This is a genomic window from Streptomyces sp. NPDC093591 (assembly GCF_044764885.1).
GTDB lineage: Bacteria > Actinomycetota > Actinomycetes > Streptomycetales > Streptomycetaceae > Streptomyces.
In genome coordinates this window covers 84,803-100,768 of record NZ_JBIWIY010000012.1, presented here as the reverse complement: position 1 = coordinate 100,768, position 15,966 = coordinate 84,803, and the positions used below count along the sequence as shown (strand labels likewise).

16 protein-coding genes and 1 riboswitch are annotated in these 15,966 nt (G+C 69.0%); of the genes, 8 read left to right on the top strand and 8 right to left on the bottom strand.

Features of this window, described 5'->3' with window-relative positions:
* Nucleotides 1–192: 192 nt before the first annotated feature.
* Nucleotides 193–1,062, top strand: a complete 870-nt coding sequence (locus tag ACIREI_RS25455; RefSeq protein ID WP_403336993.1) for a hypothetical protein — start codon at nt 193–195, stop codon at nt 1,060–1,062.
* A 172-nt stretch (nt 1,063–1,234) separates the two neighbouring features.
* Here ACIREI_RS25455 and thiC read toward each other — a convergent pair whose 3' ends face one another.
* Nucleotides 1,235–3,019, bottom strand: a complete 1,785-nt coding sequence (gene thiC / locus ACIREI_RS25450; protein ID WP_403336990.1) for a phosphomethylpyrimidine synthase ThiC — start codon at nt 3,017–3,019, stop codon at nt 1,235–1,237.
* A riboswitch (TPP riboswitch) is annotated at nt 3,012–3,201 on the bottom strand. (Overlaps the previous gene by 8 nt.)
* A 305-nt stretch (nt 3,202–3,506) precedes the next feature.
* On the opposite strand from thiC, the gene ACIREI_RS25445 reads away from it, so the two are divergent.
* Entirely contained in the window at nt 3,507–5,093 is a 1,587-nt protein-coding gene (locus tag ACIREI_RS25445) for a YibE/F family protein (RefSeq protein ID WP_403336987.1), read from the top strand.
* 153 nt (nt 5,094–5,246) lie between these two features.
* On the opposite strand, the gene ACIREI_RS25440 is transcribed toward ACIREI_RS25445, so the two are convergent.
* The 4 genes from ACIREI_RS25440 to ACIREI_RS25425 all read right to left on the bottom strand — a co-directional run bounded on the left by ACIREI_RS25440 (nt 5,247) and on the right by ACIREI_RS25425 (nt 7,549).
* Entirely contained in the window at nt 5,247–5,684 is a 438-nt protein-coding gene (locus tag ACIREI_RS25440) for an SsgA family sporulation/cell division regulator (protein ID WP_062707976.1), read from the bottom strand.
* Between the two features lie 95 nt (nt 5,685–5,779).
* Nucleotides 5,780–6,514, bottom strand: a complete 735-nt coding sequence (locus tag ACIREI_RS25435) for an IclR family transcriptional regulator (RefSeq protein WP_403337393.1) — start codon at nt 6,512–6,514, stop codon at nt 5,780–5,782.
* 343 nt (nt 6,515–6,857) lie between these two features.
* Nucleotides 6,858–7,070, bottom strand: a complete 213-nt coding sequence (locus ACIREI_RS25430; protein WP_030857134.1) for a DUF5326 family protein — start codon at nt 7,068–7,070, stop codon at nt 6,858–6,860.
* A 161-nt stretch (nt 7,071–7,231) separates the two neighbouring features.
* Nucleotides 7,232–7,549 (bottom strand): cupin domain-containing protein, encoded by a 318-nt coding sequence (locus ACIREI_RS25425; RefSeq protein WP_019755167.1) that lies wholly within the window; start codon nt 7,547–7,549, stop codon nt 7,232–7,234.
* 60 nt (nt 7,550–7,609) lie between these two features.
* Here ACIREI_RS25425 and ACIREI_RS25420 point away from each other — a divergent pair, with 60 nt between their 5' ends.
* The 5 genes from ACIREI_RS25420 (at nt 7,610) to ACIREI_RS25400 (ending at nt 11,352) form a co-directional block, all read left to right on the top strand.
* A complete protein-coding gene (locus ACIREI_RS25420) occupies nt 7,610–7,987 on the top strand; it encodes a phage holin family protein (RefSeq protein WP_403336982.1) in 378 nt (125 codons plus the stop codon).
* 7 nt (nt 7,988–7,994) lie between these two features.
* Nucleotides 7,995–8,486: a low molecular weight protein-tyrosine-phosphatase gene (locus ACIREI_RS25415; protein ID WP_403336979.1), complete on the top strand. Its 492-nt coding sequence runs from the start codon at nt 7,995–7,997 to the stop codon at nt 8,484–8,486.
* Complete coding sequence (locus tag ACIREI_RS25410) at nt 8,483–9,637, top strand: cystathionine gamma-lyase (RefSeq protein ID WP_403336976.1); 1,155 nt, start codon at nt 8,483–8,485, stop codon at nt 9,635–9,637. Before ACIREI_RS25415 ends, ACIREI_RS25410 begins: the two co-directional genes overlap by 4 nt.
* A gap of 238 nt (nt 9,638–9,875) precedes the next feature.
* Nucleotides 9,876–10,781 carry a LysR family transcriptional regulator gene (locus ACIREI_RS25405; RefSeq protein ID WP_403336974.1) on the top strand — a complete coding sequence of 302 codons (906 nt, stop codon included), beginning with the start codon at nt 9,876–9,878 and terminating at the stop codon, nt 10,779–10,781.
* A gap of 88 nt (nt 10,782–10,869) precedes the next feature.
* A complete protein-coding gene (locus ACIREI_RS25400) occupies nt 10,870–11,352 on the top strand; it encodes an NUDIX domain-containing protein (protein WP_403336971.1) in 483 nt (160 codons plus the stop codon).
* 32 nt (nt 11,353–11,384) lie between these two features.
* On the opposite strand, the gene ACIREI_RS25395 is transcribed toward ACIREI_RS25400, so the two are convergent.
* Together ACIREI_RS25395 and ACIREI_RS25390 are read right to left on the bottom strand one after the other, a co-directional pair.
* The gene (locus ACIREI_RS25395; protein ID WP_403336969.1) at nt 11,385–13,238 is read right to left on the bottom strand and encodes a globin domain-containing protein; all 1,854 of its coding nucleotides are present in this window, start codon (nt 13,236–13,238) and stop codon (nt 11,385–11,387) included.
* 395 nt (nt 13,239–13,633) lie between these two features.
* A complete protein-coding gene (locus ACIREI_RS25390; RefSeq protein ID WP_403336967.1) occupies nt 13,634–14,266 on the bottom strand; it encodes an HAD family hydrolase in 633 nt (210 codons plus the stop codon).
* A gap of 253 nt (nt 14,267–14,519) precedes the next feature.
* On the opposite strand from ACIREI_RS25390, the gene ACIREI_RS25385 reads away from it, so the two are divergent.
* Nucleotides 14,520–15,392, top strand: coding sequence for a GNAT family N-acetyltransferase (locus ACIREI_RS25385; RefSeq protein WP_403336964.1), 873 nt, complete (start codon nt 14,520–14,522; stop codon nt 15,390–15,392).
* Between the two features lie 125 nt (nt 15,393–15,517).
* Here the strand turns inward: ACIREI_RS25385 and ACIREI_RS25380 are convergent, their stop codons facing one another.
* Nucleotides 15,518–15,940: a heme-binding protein gene (locus tag ACIREI_RS25380; protein WP_403336961.1), complete on the bottom strand. Its 423-nt coding sequence runs from the start codon at nt 15,938–15,940 to the stop codon at nt 15,518–15,520.
* Between the last annotated feature and the right edge of the window lie 26 nt (nt 15,941–15,966).

Here is a 15,966-nt window from a genome sequence, read left to right as displayed (position 1 = left end):
ACGTTCACCGGGCAGACGTCCCCCATGGCGCAGTGACGGAAGACGGCGCAGGCCAGGGCCCAATTTTGTCAAACCCCCTGTCACCGTGTGCCGTCACCGCTCTACCATCGGCTTATCCGTAGCAGGCTCCCCTCCGTTTCTGCCCGACGGCTCGTTGGCATGCGAGCCCCAAGCCCTACGGAGCATCGGGGGATGCACATGAACAGCGTTCCGCAGCACCTGCACAGCGAGGACCGCCAAGAGTACGAGCGGATCCTCGATGAGGCGCTGCGCTCCGCACCACACCGCCCGGAACTGTCCGCTGTCGGACAGCGGCTCAACTCCGAACAGCTGCGCACCATGGCGCTCAACGCCACCGCACTCATCACGGCGGCCGCGGCGACCGAGTACCAGCACTATGTGAAGGTCCGCGAGGAACTGCGCCAGCCGGCGCCGTCCACCCCGCCGTCCACCCGCGAGTCCAGCTCCACCGAGCCGGGCACGGGTGCGATGGGGCTCGCCACCACCATGGGAGAAGTCGCCGAGACCGCCGGCCCCGGCGTCGTCGCCGTGGTCGCCGTCCTGGCGCCCGTCCTCGCGGGCACCGCCGCGGCGATCTTCCTGCTCGTCGGCTACATCCTGAAGATGCTCGATCCCGAGCCGGCGTTCGCCCAGACGATGCTCACCACCGGATGGGTGTTCGGCGCCGTGGCGGCGGCCGCGATCCTGGTCGCCGCCGTCGGACTCCTGCTCACCGCCCTGCGCAACCGGCCGGCATTCGACGGCGGTCCGTACGGCGAACTGAGCGAGGAGGTGGCCCGGGCCAGGGAGGCCTGGCGCGAGGCCCTCCTGGAGCGCGGCATCCTGCCCTTCCTGCGGGAGGCGCTCGCCGACCCCGGCACGGCATCGGCACTGCACCGCACACCACCGTCGACGCCGGCCGGCCGTATCCCGAACCTGGGCTACGACCGCCCGGGTTTCAGCAGCCCGGACGACGGCGGCTCCCGGGGCTCACGGCCGAGCTTCTCCAGCCCGGACTACACGAGCCCGGACTTCGGAGGGCCGGAACACCAGCCGGAGTAGTGCCCCGGCTTGCGCCGCCGCCGTAGGAGGGCCCCCGTCAGGGGACCCGCCTCCACGGTGGAGCCCCGGGAGACCTCCTCGGGGGGCGCAGGCCGAGCACCTGGCAGCACGCCCGAAAGCGGGACAGCGCGCCAGGCGCCGAGGCATGGCGCCCTGGGTCAGGACGTCGAGGTCAGTCCGCCATCGGCAGGTACACCCGGTTGCCGGCCGCCGCGAACTCCTTCGACTTCTGAGCCATGCCCTCCTCGATCTCCTCCTGGGACCCGCCGTGTTGGCGACGGATGTCCTGGGAAATCTTCATCGAGCAGAACTTCGGCCCGCACATGGAGCAGAAGTGGGCCGTCTTGGCGGGCTCGGCCGGAAGGGTCTCGTCGTGGAACTCCCGTGCCGTGTCCGGGTCGAGAGCCAGGTTGAACTGGTCCTCCCACCGGAACTCGAAGCGGGCGTCGGACAGTGCGTCGTCCCACTCCTGCGCACCGGGATGCCCCTTGGCGAGATCGGCCGCGTGGGCGGCGATCTTGTAGGTGATGACGCCGGTCTTGACGTCGTCACGGTTGGGCAGGCCCAGGTGTTCCTTGGGCGTGACGTAGCAGAGCATGGCCGTGCCCCACCAGGCGATCATCGCGGCACCGATGCCGGAGGTGATGTGGTCGTACGCCGGCGCGACGTCAGTCGTCAGCGGACCGAGCGTATAGAACGGAGCTTCATCGCAGATCTCCTGCTGCAGGTCGATGTTCTCCTTGATCTTGTGCATCGGGACATGTCCCGGGCCCTCGATCATGGTCTGTACGTTGAAACGCTTGGCGATCGTGTTGAGTTCCCCGAGCGTCCTCAACTCCGCGAACTGCGCCTCGTCGTTGGCGTCCGCGATCGAGCCGGGCCTGAGGCCGTCACCCAGCGAGTACGTGACGTCGTACGCCGCGAGGATCTCGCAGAGCTCCTCGAAGTTCTCGTACAGGAAGCTCTCCTTGTGGTGCGCCAGGCACCACGCCGCCATGATGGAGCCGCCGCGGGAGACGATGCCGGTCTTGCGGTTGGCGGTGAGGGGTACGTACGGCAGGCGCACGCCCGCGTGGACCGTCATGTAGTCCACGCCCTGCTCGGCCTGTTCGATGACCGTGTCCTTGTAGATCTCCCAGGTCAGCTCCTCGGCGCGGCCGTCGACCTTCTCCAGCGCCTGGTAGAGCGGCACCGTGCCGATGGGCACGGGGGAGTTGCGCAGCACCCACTCACGGGTGGTGTGGATGTTGCGGCCGGTCGACAGGTCCATGACCGTGTCGGCGCCCCAGCGGGTGGCCCAGGTCATCTTCTCGACCTCCTCCTCGATGGAGGAGGTGACCGCGGAGTTGCCGATGTTGGCGTTGACCTTCACCAGGAACCGCTTGCCGATGATCATCGGCTCGATCTCCGGGTGGTTGACGTTGGCGGGCAGCACGGCACGGCCTGCCGCGATCTCCTCGCGGACCACTTCCGGAGAAACGTTCTCCCGGATGGCCACGTACTCCATCTCGGGCGTGATCTCGCCGCGGCGTGCATAGGCGAGCTGCGTGACCGCCCCGCCGTCACGGCTCCGGCGCGGCTGGCGCGGCCGTCCGGGGAAGACCGCGTCGAGGTTGCGCAGGCCGCCACGCGGCGAGGTGTGCTTGATCCCGTCGTCCTCGGGACGAACGGGACGGCCCGCGTACTCCTCGGTGTCGCCGCGGGCGATGATCCAGTTCTCCCGCAGCGGGGGCAGCCCCCTGCGGACGTCGGTGTCGGCGAGTGGATCGGTGTACGGGCCGGAGGTGTCGTACAGGGTGACCGACTGCCCGTTGGTGAGATGCACCTGGCGGACCGGCACCCGCAGATCGGGGCGTGAGCCCTCGACATACGCCTTGTGCCAGCCGATGGACTTCCCGGCCTCCTCGGACTTGTCGTCCTGAACGGAGGCAGGCGTGCGCGCGTCCTTGATGGTCATGAGACCTACTCCCTACGCCGGCATTACCCGGTAACAGGTTCGGCGGTCGACGCAGCGGTTTCCGTCTGCCGACGTTTCGTGGGGAACGTCACTCTCTTCGGATGATGTTCCACGTGAAACATCGCAGGGACGGAGGTCAGCGCCCTCTCAGCCCGGTGCTCCGAGCTCCCGCGTGTACAAAGGTGGCTCCACGCTAGCGTCAATTCGGGCGCGGTGAACAGAGGGCCCCGCTCGTTCTTGCGATGATCGGTCGGTGACCACGACGCATGAGCCTCCGTACCCACCGCCCGAGCCGCCCCACGGCTCCGGCTTCGGAAACGGTCCCAGAAACGGCCCCACGCGGGCCAACGGCCGTACAGACGGCCGGGGTTCGGAGGTCGCCGGAGGCAGATACGACGGTGGGTACGGGCCTGGTCCCGGAAGCGGCCATGGCAATCCAGCGGCTGGTTCCGACGGCTGGCACGAACACGGAAATGGGGCCGGTGGGATGCAGGGACACGGAAACGGGGGCGGTGGTGGGCACGGGCGTGGGCCCGGATCCGGCGGCTTCCGCGGTCCCGGCTCTGGTGGCCTGCATGATCAGGGCAGCGGCGGCGGCTCAGCGGGGCAGGGGCCCGGTCCGGGTGACGGTCACGATTCCGGTGGTGGCCATGGGCACGGGTCGGGATCCGGCGGATCGCATAGCGGCGGTAACGGCGGCGACGGTAGTGGCGGTGGCGGGGGGCATGCCCACTCCCACAGTCACGCCCACGGTCCCGCTGCGCCCGTCTCCCGGCACCTGCGCAAGGTCATCGCGGCGATCCTGATCCCGTTCGCCGCAGCGGTGGTGGTGGGGCTCGCTGTGCTGTGGCCGGGCGGTGCCCCGCCGCACGAGCGTACGGGGGTCGGCTTCGACCGGCAGACGTACCAGGCCACAGTCACCAAGGTGGTCGAGGTGAGCTGCAAGGACGTCGGCGCCTCTGGAGTGCCCCCGACCGGCGACACCTCCACTGCCGAGGGTTCCTCCGCGGTGCAGCAGGAGAACGGCACCTGCAAGAAGGCGACGATCCGCGTCGACACAGGCAATGACAAGGGCCGCACTTTCACCGAGATCGTGCAGCCCGACCAGTCACGCCAGTTGCACGAGGGCCAGGACGTCGTGGTCGCCTATGAACCCTCCGCGCCCAAGGACCTGCAGTATTCGGTCACCGACGTGAACCGCAGGGTCCCGATGGCGCTGCTCGCCGGCATCTTCGCACTCGCCGTCGTCCTGGTGGGCCGGATGCGCGGTGTCATGGCGCTGGTCGCGCTGGCCATCAGCTTCCTGGTGCTGACCTTCTTCATCCTCCCGGCGATCCTGCAGGGCTCGAACCCGCTGGTCGTGGCGGTGGTGGGGGCGAGCGCGATCATGCTGATCGCCCTCTACATGTGCCACGGGCTGTCGGCCCGTACATCCGTGGCCGTGCTCGGCACACTGCTCTCGCTGCTGCTGATCGGCCTTCTGGGCTCGGGGTTCATCGACTGGGCCGCGCTCACCGGCAACACGGACGACAACACCGGTCTGATCCACGGGCTGTACCCGTCGATCGACATGAGCGGTCTGCTGCTCGCCGGCGTCATCATCGGCTCGCTGGGTGTCCTCGACGACGTGACGGTCACCCAGACGTCCGCGGTCTGGGAGCTGCACGAGGCCAACCCGACGATGGGCTGGCGCGGGCTGTACCGCGCCGGTATCCGGATCGGCCGCGACCACATCGCGTCCGTCGTCAACACACTGGTCCTCGCCTACGCCGGCGCCGCGCTGCCGTTGCTGCTGCTCTTCTCGATCGCGCAGAGCAGCGTCGGCACGGTCGCCAACAGTGAGTTGGTGGCGGAGGAGATCGTGCGCACGCTGGTGGGCTCCATCGGCCTGGTCGCGTCGGTGCCCGTCACCACGGCTCTCGCCGCCCTGGTGGTCTCGGCCGACCGGCCGGAGCGGGGGGCGTTGCCCGCAGGTGCCCAGCCGGTGCCGACGGGCGGGCAGTCGGGGCAGGGACAGCCTTCGGGACAGCAGGCTCCGGGCCGGGGCGGGCGGGGACGACGCCGTAAGCGGTGACGGCCACGGCTGCCGATCCCGCCCAGTCGGCGGCCCGCTCATCCGACGGAACACGGCGCACGCCCGCGAAGAAGAAGCGTTCCCGCGCGCCCCGGCAGTGCCCTCTCAGCGCCGCGGCGAAGCGTTACGCCACTCCCTCGCCGCTGTAACGCGTCAGCCCGCGCTCTGCTCCTCCGCCAGGATGCGGTCCAGGGCCTCGTCGAGGTGTGCGTCGAAGTCGGCGAGCGCACCCTCCTGCCCGAGCGGCACCAGCTTGTCGGTGCGGTCGAGGAAGGCCACCAGGGGCGCCACCGAGGAGCGGAACAGCGCCTGATCGGCACCGACCTGAAGCCGGATCAGGACGTCGCCCAGCGTCTCGGAACCGGCCGGTGAGACCCGTACATCTCCCTCCCCGCACGGTCTGCCCACCCCGTCGACCAGCAGCTCGCGGCCGAAAGCCCAGGTCACGGGGGCATCACCGGGCAGGTGGAAGGTCAGCCGTACGGCATAGGGATCACAGGTCTCGTAGCGCAGCTCCACCGGGATGCGGAAGGAGAGCTCCTCGGACACGAGAAAGCTCATCATGACCTCTGCCTGTACGGACTCGCGCATCGCCTACCCCGTCGTTTGCCTTCGACTGGCCGGGAACGGACCCGACACTGTGGAATCTTGCTGAACGTACACGAGAGATCACAAGGAGTGAGTTTTCAGATACTGATAGAGATTGCCAGTGACCCGAGGAGCCGCCCGACCTCGTCCTGCAGCTGCCGTGCCGCCGAGAGCAGCCGGTCGGCCTGATGAGCGGGGAGGGAAATGGCCATCGTCGCGGCCGTGGTGCCCACCGTGATCGGAATCGCCGCGCACACCGTGCCCAGCGCGTATTCCTGACGCTCGGTCACCGGCTCCATCCGACGCGTCCGTTCGAGGCGTTGCAGCAGCGTGCGGCTGTCGCGCACCGTGTACGGGGTGATGGACTGCACGGGATGGCGGTCGAGGTGATCGCGGCGGGCGTCCTCGTCCAGCTGGGACAGCAGGCACTGGCCGATGGCGTGCGCGTGGCCGGTCTCCCGGAAGTCGGCCCATTCCTCGACCGCCGGATTGCCCGGCGTGTCCGAGACGCACATGACCTCGATCTCGCCGTCGCGGTACTGGGCGTAGTAAACGGGGACACCGATGGCATCACGCCATTGGGCGAGTGCTTCGGCGACCGTGCTGCGACGTTTCTGCTGGGCTCCGCTGCTGCCCAGCCGAACCGCCGCCTCGCCGAGGAAGAACAGGCCCTTGTCCCGGCGCAGATAGCCTTCGTGAACCAGGGTCCGCAACAGGTGGTACGCGGTGGGCAGCGCGAGGCCCGTCTCGCGGGCGAGTTGCTTCGCGGGAGCGCCGTACTCGTGCTCGGCGACGCATTCCAGCAGGCGCATCGCACGCTGGACGGATCCGATGAGCGTCGCGGAGTGCGGCTGCTCGGGGGATGTCGGGGAGGCCTGCCTCGGTACCTTGGGTACGGAGGAGCGCGACCGTCCGAGGGGTGCGTGGGGTTCTGAGGGTGCGGTGTCAACCGTGGCCAAGGGTCACTCCCAAAGGCGCGAGGGGGGAGCCCGTGCGGGGGAACACGGGAGGGGGTGCACGCCGCTCGCGGGGGCGTCCCCGCGTCGATTTCCGGACTCTATTCGTCCGCCACCGCTCACAGACGCCCCGCCCGGAAAACTTCCCTCGCCCGAGGGAACCGGTGATTCCTGTTACCGCCACCCCGTCCCCACGGCCCTCATCAGCCGCTGCCGACCCTCACCAGTCGCTGCGCGACGACGAACTCGACGTGAACTTCCGTACGACGTAGATCAGTCCACCGACCAGTGCCACGAAGACCAACAGCTTGAAGAGCAGTCCGATGACGAACCCGACGACACTGGCTATCAACCCGCCGAACACGACCAGGGCGATGACAGGCACCGCGATCCACTTCACCCACCACGGCAGTCCTGCGAAAATCTCACGCATCGCCCTCGTCCTTACCTCTCAGCCCGTCACAGTGCCGGGTCCGATCCTTCGAATCTGCTGATTCCCTGCACTCGATGCTAGGGCTGCCAGGTGCCCCGGCGGGGGCCTCGCAGCCCTTGTCCTCCCCTGATCGATCCCCTAGGGAACCCCGAGGCCAAAGGTCAGCTTTCGGGCGGAGAGAACACCACGAGCACCCGGAGGTCCTCGCTGATGTGGTGGAACTTGTGGGCGACCCCGGCCGGCACATACACCACACTGCCGCGCGCCACCTGTGTGGTCTCCATGCCGACGGTGATCTGAGCGCGCCCGCTCACAACGAAGTAGACCTCGTCCTGGTTGTGCGGCTTCTGTGGATCGTGCTCGCCGGCGTTGAGCGCGTACAGACCGACCGACATGTTCCGCTCCCGCAGAAACTGCAGGTAGGCGCCCTCATTGGCGGCGCGCTCCGCCTCCAGTTCATCCAGCCGGAATGCCTTCATCGCTCTCGTCCGCCCTTGTCACAGTGCCCGTGGCCGATCTCGTCTGCCACGATCAGACACATGAAGAATTTCGTAGTCAAGACGATCGCCAACGCGGGGGCCCTGGCGGTCGCTGTGTGGCTGCTCGACAAGATCACCCTCACCGGTGACAGCACGGGCAAGAAGATCGGCACCCTGCTCATCGTCGCGCTGATCTTCGGCGTGGTGAACTTCCTGGTCAAGCCGATAGTCAAGCTCCTGAGCCTCCCGCTGCTCATCCTGACACTCGGCCTGTTCACACTGGTCGTCAACGCGCTCATGCTGCTGCTGACCTCGTGGCTCGCGGACAAGCTCGACCTGAGCTTCCATGTCGAGGGCTTCTGGACCGCCGTACTCGGCGGCCTGATCATCTCGATCGTCTCCTGGGCGCTCAACGTCGTCCTGCCCGACGGGGACTGAACATCCGATGACCTACCGCGTCTGCTTCGTGTGCACCGGCAACATCTGCCGCTCCCCGATGGCCGAGTCCGTCTTCCGCGCCCGCGTGGCGGAGGCCGGGCTCGACGGCTTGGTCGAGGTCGACAGCGCCGGCACCGGCGGCTGGCACGAGGGCGACCCGGCCGACCCGCGCACCGTCTCCGTCCTCGAGGAGCACGGCTACGACGGCGGCCACACGGCCCGGCAGTTCCAGCAGTCCTGGTTCGCCCGCCTCGACCTCGTCGTCGCGCTCGACGCCGGGCATCTCAAGGCGCTGCGCCGCCTCGCGCCCTCGCCGGAGGACGCGGCGAAGGTGCGGCTGCTGCGCTCTTACGACCCCGCCGCGGGTGAGGACCTCGATGTACCCGACCCGTACTACGGGGGCCGGGACGGCTTCGAGGAGTGCCTCGAGATGGTGGAGGCGGCAAGCTCAGGCCTCCTCACGGAGGTCCGCGAACAGGTGGAGGGGGAGGCGGCATGAGCGGTACGGGTCCTCAGGGGGTGCCTTCCGGGGGCGGAGAGGGCACGCGCGCGGTGCGGGCCGGGCTGCCCGAGCCGGTCAAGTACGAGCCGACCCTGCCGGGTCCGGTGTTCGCCGCCCACTACCACCTGCCGGGCGAGCCCACGGGGCCGTACACCTACGGCCGCGACGAGAACCCGACCTGGACCCGCCTGGAGCGCGCCATCGGCGAGCTGGAGGCGCCGGGGGAGGACGGTGTCGAGACGCTGGTCTTCGCGTCCGGCATGGCCGCCACCTCGTCCGTGCTCTTCTCCCAGCTGCGCGCCGGGGACGCGGTCGTCCTGCCCAGCGACGGCTACCAGGCGCTGCCCCTGGCCCGGGCGCAGCTGGAGGCGTACGGCATCGAGGTGCGCACGGCGCCGACCGGCGGGGACGCCCAGCTCGGCGCCCTGGACGGCGCGAAGCTGCTGTGGATCGAGAGCCCGTCGAATCCCGGCCTCGACGTGTGCGACATCCGACGGCTCGTCGAAGCGGCACACGCGCGTGGCGCACTCGTCGCCGTCGACAACACGCTCGCGACGCCGCTCGGGCAGCGGCCACTGGACCTCGGCGCCGACTTCTCCCTGGCCAGCGGCACCAAGCAGCTGACAGGGCATGGCGACGTACTGCTGGGATACGTCACCGGCCGCGACGCCGATGCCATGGCCGCCGTACGGCGCTGGCGCAAGATCGTCGGGGCGATTCCGGGGCCCATGGAGGCCTGGCTCGCGCACCGTTCCCTCGCCACGCTCCAGCTGCGTGTGGAGCGGCAGAACGCCAATGCCCTGGCGGTCGCCGAGGCGCTGAACAACTGGCCGGAGGAGCTCGGGGTGCGTTATCCGGGGCTTCCCGGCGATGCCTCTCACAAGATCGCCTCGCAGCAGATGCGATCATACGGGTGCGTGGTCTCCTTCACGCTGCCCACGCGCGCGCGTGCCGAGCGCTTTCTCGACGCCCTGCGGCTCGTCGACGACGCGACCAGCTTCGGCGGGGTGCGATCCACGGCCGAGCGACGCGGACGCTGGGGCGGCGACGCCGTACCGGAGGGCTTCATTCGTATGTCGGTCGGCGCGGAGGATCCCGAGGATCTGGTGGCCGATGTGCTGCGCGCGCTGGACGAATCGGCGGAGTGATCGGGTTCGCCCCGGCAGCTCCGCCCTCCGGCTGCGTAGAACGGTAGAACGGACGGTCCGAACCTCCCCCCTCGTGGCTCGGACCGTCCTCGGTTCTGCGCGCGAAGAACCGCGCGAACAAGGCTAGTTGACTCTCTGTCAGTGTCCAATCACAGTAGCGACAGCGACCTATCGACTTATTTATAGTTGGGCCCTGCCCTGGGGGTGGGGAGAAGGGCGGGGAAGGGGAGGATGTGGCATGGATCTGGCCTTGTTGCGCACTTTTGTGACGGTGCACCGGGCCGGCTCCTTCACCCGTGCCGCCGCGCTGCTCGGGCTGTCACAGCCGGCGGTGACCTCCCAGATACGCACCCTGGAACGACAGTTGGGCCGCCCCCTGTTCCTGCGGCAGGCCCGCGGAGTGACACCTACGACCATCGGAGACGAACTCGCCCACAAGGCGGCACCGCACCTCGACGCCCTGGTGGAGATCGCCGAGACGGGTCTGGACGACGAGTCCTCCTTACGCACCCTGCACCTCGCCGGCCCTCCTGAGTTCACCGCCGAGCGGGCACTGCCCGCCCTCACCGAGCTGACCGGCGAAGACGGCCAAGGCTTCGCCCTGCGCACGTCCTTCGGCAACGCCGAGGAGACCCTCGAAGGGCTGGCCGCCGGGCATCACGATCTGGCCATCTGTACGGCCCGTCCACGTGGCGCTCTGCTCACGGCGGCTCCGCTCTGCGACGAGGAGCACGTCCTCGTCGCCGCTCCCCGCTGGGCCGACCGGATCGGCTCGGGGACGCTGCGCCTCAAGGGGGCACACGCGCTGGAGGAGATCCCCGTGGTGGAGGTGCATGAGTCCCTGCCCTTCGTCTCCCGCTACTGGGCTTCGGTCTACGACTCCCGACCCGCCGCTCCGGGCACCGTGATCGTCCCCGACCTGCGCGCGGTCCTCGCCTGCGCGGCCGCGGGGGCAGGGCTGGCCGTGTTGCCCCGCTATCTGTGCGCGGACGCCTTGGAGCGCGGCGACGTCGTCGCCCTGCACGATCCGCCGGTGCCGCCACTGCGGACGTACTTCCTGGTGGTCCGCACCGGCACGTTGGCGATGCCGCACATCGCGCGGGCCCACGAGTGGTTGCTGCGAGCGGCTTCCGACTGGTCCTGAGCAGGGCATTGAGGTCTGTGACGCCGTGAGCTCGACCGGTGACTTCTTGCGATGTTTCACGTGGAACCAGCCGGGCCACATTTCTCCCATGACCGTCCGACCCGTGGTCAAGCGCACCGCACGCGCCGTTCTCCTGGACGGCGACGATCTGATCCTGATCAAGCGCACCAAGCCTGGTCTGGATCCCTACTGGCTCACTCCCGGTGGTGGGGTCGAGCCGACGGACACGACTGTCGTCGAGGCCCTGCACCGCGAGGTGTACGAGGAACTCGGCGCCAAGATCATCGACGTGGTGCCCTGCTTCGTCGACACCGTCGAGCACATAGGCGAGGACGGCGGCGCTACGGGCGTGAAGGTGCAGCACTTCTTCGTCTGCCGCCTGGAGTCGATGGACCCGTCCTTGCGGCACGGCCCCGAGGTGGACGAGCCCGTCGGCGAGTACGAGATCGTACGGGTGCCGTTCACCCGGGTCGGGATCGCCTCTGTCCATCTCGTACCGCTGTCACTACGGCACTACCTGGACGGGAACATCGAGGGCGTCCGCGCCATGCACGCCCCCGACCTGGGCTGACACCGACGGCCGGGTCGGCTTTGGCGCGCTCCTCAGTCCCCGGTGGTGACGAGTTCCTCCACCGAGTCATGGCGTATGCGCTCGGACGGAACGCCCACGTGCCTCAGCGCATCCACACCGCTGCGGATCATGCCAGGCGGTCCGGAGACATAGGCGTCGTACTCGGTCCAGGGCCCGTACTCGCGTATGGCATCGGGAAGCTGGAGCAGTCCGTGCCGGTCCACGACGGGGCGGACCTCCAGCCAGGGGTGGGACTGCTGGAGTCGGAGCATCGTGTCGATGTCGTACAGGTCCTGATGGGTACGGGCGCCGTAGAAGACCTCTACAGGTCGTCGTTCGCCGTGCTCGGCGACGTCTTCGACGAGTGCCTTGATGGGCGCTATGCCAGTACCTCCGCCCACGCAGAGCAGACCGCTGTCGGTGGTGTGGTCCACGGTCATCGAACCTGTTGGCGGGCCGAGCCGGATGATGTCCCCCGGCCGGGCCCGGTGCACCAGCGCGTTGGAGACCCAGCCCGCGGGCACGGCTTTCACATGGAACGTCAGCAGGCCGTCGGAGCGGGGTGCGGAGGCGAAGGAATAGTGCCGCCAGATCCGCGGCCACCAAGGCGTCTCCAGGCTCGTGTACTGCCCGGCGAGGAAGGGGTAGGGCTGGTCTGGGCGGACGGTGACGACGGCGATGTCCGAGGTCCTGAGGTCGTGTGACACGACCTCCGCGTACCACCAGGCGGGGGCGCGCAGTTCGTCCGCGGCCGCCGCGTCGATCATGACCTGCGAGATCTTCGTGTACGCCCGCACCCAGGCGACTTCCGTCTCCGCGTCCCAGACGCCGGCGGCGTACTTGTTCAGCGCGCCGATGAGGCACTCGCCGACGGCCGGGTAGTGCTCGGGGCGGGTGCCGTACTTGCGGTGACCACGACCGAGGTTCTGCAGATAGTCGACGAGGACGGGCGTGTTGTCGATGTGCTCGGCCGCGGTGAGCAGCGCCTTGAGCAGCCGGTCGCGCTGGGTGTCCATCGCGGCCGGGAACAGGGAGCGCAGGTCGGGGTGGCGTACGAAGAGCAGCGCGTAGAAGTACGAGGTGACCTTGTCGGCCACGGGAGCGACCTCGGCCATCGTCCGACGGATCAGGAGGGCGTCCGGGGAGGCGGGTTGGGCCGGGGCGGGGCGCTGGGTAGGTACGTGCAGTTGGGGGGAGGGCGGCGATATGGGGCTGGAGCCTGATATCGCCGAGTGGGCGGTGGTGGCCGGGGCGGCGGCGGGAGCAGAGGGCGCTCGGCTTGGGGTAGGGGCAGGTGCAGCCGGCCCTTGGCTGCCGACTGTGGCGGGAGCGGGCGTTGGGGCAGGCGTCGACAGTGGGGGCGCCGGCGGCAGGTGACCCGGAGGGGGCATGCCGGGCGTCGCTATCCCAGTAGGCGCCTCTCGCTCCGGGGGCAGTGTGCCGTGGCTCGCGCGGTAGGCGTCGGGGGAGCCGGGCCCAGGGCTCCAGGTCGGGTCAGAGGACGCGTTCGATGCTCGGCCGGGATCGCCGGCGCCGTATCCGGGCCCGAGGGGGGTCCGTTCCGGGGCCGGGCGTGAGGCGGGGTCCGGTGTTCCGGGACCGGCGTCGGCGTCGGCGTCGGCGTCCGCGGGGGTCGGCGCTGCCGGGCCGACCGCCGTGGCAGGCTGTGTGCCGTCCTGGGCCGACGGCGACGTGTCGTCGCCCGTCGCCGTCCGGCCGACCGGGCGCATCGCGGCCAGGCGGCGGCCGTCGGCCGTCTCCTGTTCGCTGCCCGGAGTCGTCGCCGGCTGCTTGCGCGGAGTGAACCAGCCGCCCCCGCCGCCGGAAGTGCCGTTGTCGGCCGACGTGGTGGTCGGAGCGTCCATGGTGTGCCTCGCCTCGAACATCTTTCGGTCGGTCTGCGCACTTCCTCGGTCGGAATGTGCCTGCTTCCCCCCGTGACGGCTTGCTTTCCCCCGTTCGTTACCGCGACCAATACGGCCACATTCAACCCGTATTCACACTCGGTACGGACAAGTAAGGCGAGAGTGTGACATTGGCCGCAGTGCTCTCACCGCAGCGTCCCACCGCGCCTGGGCGCTCCGGCCGCATACCCGTGAATGCGGGTCTTCGATCTCTCCGTCCCGTTAGGCTGCATTGCCTTGCGCTCGGTCCGCGTTGGGAGTCTGCATCACAGCTCGGACACGAACCGGAGTCGACCCTACCGGCCGATGCCCCGATCACAAGTCCCCCCTGCCTCCCTCACGAATTGGGCGAGGCAGCGAACGACTAATTCCTTCAATTACCGGCTAGTGCGCACCAATTCATAGGCTTCCCACAGATCCATCCCCATGTAGGTGTGGGTCGCGAGGCCGGCGAGATGACTGTCGGCGTTGACAGCGACGGAGACCGGGACGGCACCGAAGAGGTCCTTGTCCGACAGCGAGTCGCCATAAGCGACGCAATCGGCCCGCGTTACCCCGAACTCCTCACAGAGCCGGTCGGCGATGAGGACCTTGGCCGCGGCACTGAGAACTCCGGCCGGGTCGACGGGCTCGGTGAACGGCACTGCTGGAAAGCGCGAGCCGTACGCCGCGTGCGCGCCCCAGCCCGTCAGCCGCTCCACGAAGAAGGAGGGCGAGAGCGATACGACCGCGCAGTAGTCACCCTGTCCCCTGATCTCCGCCCAGACCTCACGGATCCGGGCCAGCCAAGGAGCGCCCTCGAAAGCGGCCGCCACATGAGCGTCGGTGAGATCCACCCAGAGCGCGTGTACCCGCGCCGCATACTCGGGCGGCCCGATCAGCCCTGCCGAGATTTCCCGGTCAAGCGCCACGGTCTCGGCTTCCAGCCCGAGTTGCCGCGAGATCTCGACAGGGGCAGAAGTTCCATGCAGAAGCGTGCCGTCGAGGTCGAAGAGGTGAAGTCTCGCCATGGGCCTTGAGGCTAATGGGATGCGCTCTGTAACCCCTCGCCGGAGACCGTCATGGCCGGAGACCGTCTTTGCTTGAGGCTCCTGCCCTTGATGATCGCTCGCCTGCTCGATGCCGGCCGTTTCTCCATGTTTCACGTGAAACACCCAGCGTCCAGAGGCACGCTGTGCGTCGGCCCACGACATGGCCAAAAGCTCGTACGTCTCCCTGTAAACGGCTGGACGACCAGGGCCGTCGTCAGACAGCCTGACCTGCGTGCCGACTCCTTCCCTCGCCGCTCTGCCCATCCGCCGTCTGACGCCTCGCGATCTCATCGCCTGCGCTGACTTGTCCGAGGATCGGGGCTGGCCCCGTGAGGAACACAAGTGGGGGTTCCTCCTCACTGCCGGGAAGGGCTACGGCATCGACGACCCCGACGGCGGGCTCGTCAGCGCCTGCGTCGTAACGGAGTACGGGCCGGGACCGCACGACCGCCTCGACCTCGGGGCCATCGGCATGGTCCTGGTCGCCGAGCGGCATTCCCGCCAGGGCATCGGGCGTCGGCTGATGCGTCACGTCGTCTCCGCGATGGGCACGACACCGCTGACGCTGCACGCGACGCCGAACGGCCAACCGCTCTACGAGGAACTCGGCTTCAAGGTCACCGGCCGGGCGGAGATGCTGTGCGGGCACTTCACGCCCGGCCCCTCGGGGCCGTCGGTCGTCACGCGCGGCGCCACCGCTGAGGACCTCACCGAGATCCTGCGGCTCGACGAGGACGTGTTCGGCGCCGATCGCACGCACATCATCACGCGGCTACCTGCGTTCGCCGACCAGCTGCGCGTTGCCGAGGAGAACGGCCGGATCATCGGATACGCGGGGGCCTGGCCCAACATGGCCACGCAGGTCGTGGGCCCGCTGATCGCCCGCGACACCGAGACCGCCAAGGCGCTGATCGCCTCCCTCGCCGCTCACAGCGACCGCCCGTTGCGCACCGACATCGACGTACGCCACGAGGAGTTGCTGGCCTGGGCGAAGGAATGCGGTCTGGCCTCCGTCGCCTTCAACGCGGTCATGACGTACGGCATCTCGGAACTGCCCGGCGACTGGACCCGGCGGTTCGCTCCGCTGACGGTGGCGGCGGGCTGAGACTCTCACGGGAGACGCCGGTCCCGTCGGGGACCGGCGTCTCGTTGTCGATGGCTTCGTTGCTGGTGGCTCCGTTGTCGACGCCTTCGTTGTCGATGCTGGGAGTCGTCGATGCTGGGGTGTCGTCAGGCGAATGCCTCGATCGCGGCCTTCGCGAAGTGATGGTCCTGCTCCGGCGCTCCGCCACCCACCCCGATCGCGCCGATCAGCCGGCCGTCCCGATGGATCGGCACACCGCCCGCGATGAACAGGAGCGGTCGGTCGAGCGCGGTGGGCAGGGTATGGAAGAGACCGCCAGGCTGTACGGCGTCGACGAGATCGGCAGTGGGGGCGTCGAGCTGGAGTGCCGTGTAGGCCTTGCGGGTGCTGGTCTCCCCGGAGATCAGCACAGCCCGGTCGTCCCGTCGGAATGCGAGCAGATGGCCGCCGGCATCCAGGACAGTGACGCTGACGGTCACCCCGGCGCTCTCGGCGGCCCGGTGGGCCGCGGCTACGAGGACATCGGCGTCCTGGGTGGTCAGAGGGGCAACGGCGGTGGCAGTGCTCATGAGGGCTTTCTCCTCGGGTGTGGTGC

What these genes read in the sequence shown, in the direction of transcription:
- ACIREI_RS25425 (WP_019755167.1), bottom strand. Translation starts at nt 7,549, where the DNA reads ATGAAGGCATTCCGGCTGGATGAACTGGAGGCGGAGCGCGCCGCCAAT.
- ACIREI_RS25415 (WP_403336979.1), top strand. Translation starts at nt 7,995, where the DNA reads ATGACCTACCGCGTCTGCTTCGTGTGCACCGGCAACATCTGCCGCTCC.
- ACIREI_RS25445 (WP_403336987.1), top strand. Translation starts at nt 3,507, where the DNA reads ATGCAGGGACACGGAAACGGGGGCGGTGGTGGGCACGGGCGTGGGCCC.
- ACIREI_RS25410 (WP_403336976.1), top strand. Translation starts at nt 8,483, where the DNA reads ATGAGCGGTACGGGTCCTCAGGGGGTGCCTTCCGGGGGCGGAGAGGGC.
- ACIREI_RS25380 (WP_403336961.1), bottom strand. Translation starts at nt 15,940, where the DNA reads ATGAGCACTGCCACCGCCGTTGCCCCTCTGACCACCCAGGACGCCGAT.
- ACIREI_RS25455 (WP_403336993.1), top strand. Translation starts at nt 193, where the DNA reads ATGCACATGAACAGCGTTCCGCAGCACCTGCACAGCGAGGACCGCCAA.
- ACIREI_RS25390 (WP_403336967.1), bottom strand. Translation starts at nt 14,266, where the DNA reads ATGGCGAGACTTCACCTCTTCGACCTCGACGGCACGCTTCTGCATGGA.
- ACIREI_RS25395 (WP_403336969.1), bottom strand. Translation starts at nt 13,238, where the DNA reads ATGTTCGAGGCGAGGCACACCATGGACGCTCCGACCACCACGTCGGCC.
- ACIREI_RS25440 (WP_062707976.1), bottom strand. Translation starts at nt 5,684, where the DNA reads ATGCGCGAGTCCGTACAGGCAGAGGTCATGATGAGCTTTCTCGTGTCC.
- ACIREI_RS25405 (WP_403336974.1), top strand. Translation starts at nt 9,876, where the DNA reads ATGGATCTGGCCTTGTTGCGCACTTTTGTGACGGTGCACCGGGCCGGC.
- thiC (WP_403336990.1), bottom strand. Translation starts at nt 3,019, where the DNA reads ATGACCATCAAGGACGCGCGCACGCCTGCCTCCGTTCAGGACGACAAG.
- ACIREI_RS25400 (WP_403336971.1), top strand. Translation starts at nt 10,870, where the DNA reads ATGACCGTCCGACCCGTGGTCAAGCGCACCGCACGCGCCGTTCTCCTG.
- ACIREI_RS25420 (WP_403336982.1), top strand. Translation starts at nt 7,610, where the DNA reads ATGAAGAATTTCGTAGTCAAGACGATCGCCAACGCGGGGGCCCTGGCG.
- ACIREI_RS25430 (WP_030857134.1), bottom strand. Translation starts at nt 7,070, where the DNA reads ATGCGTGAGATTTTCGCAGGACTGCCGTGGTGGGTGAAGTGGATCGCG.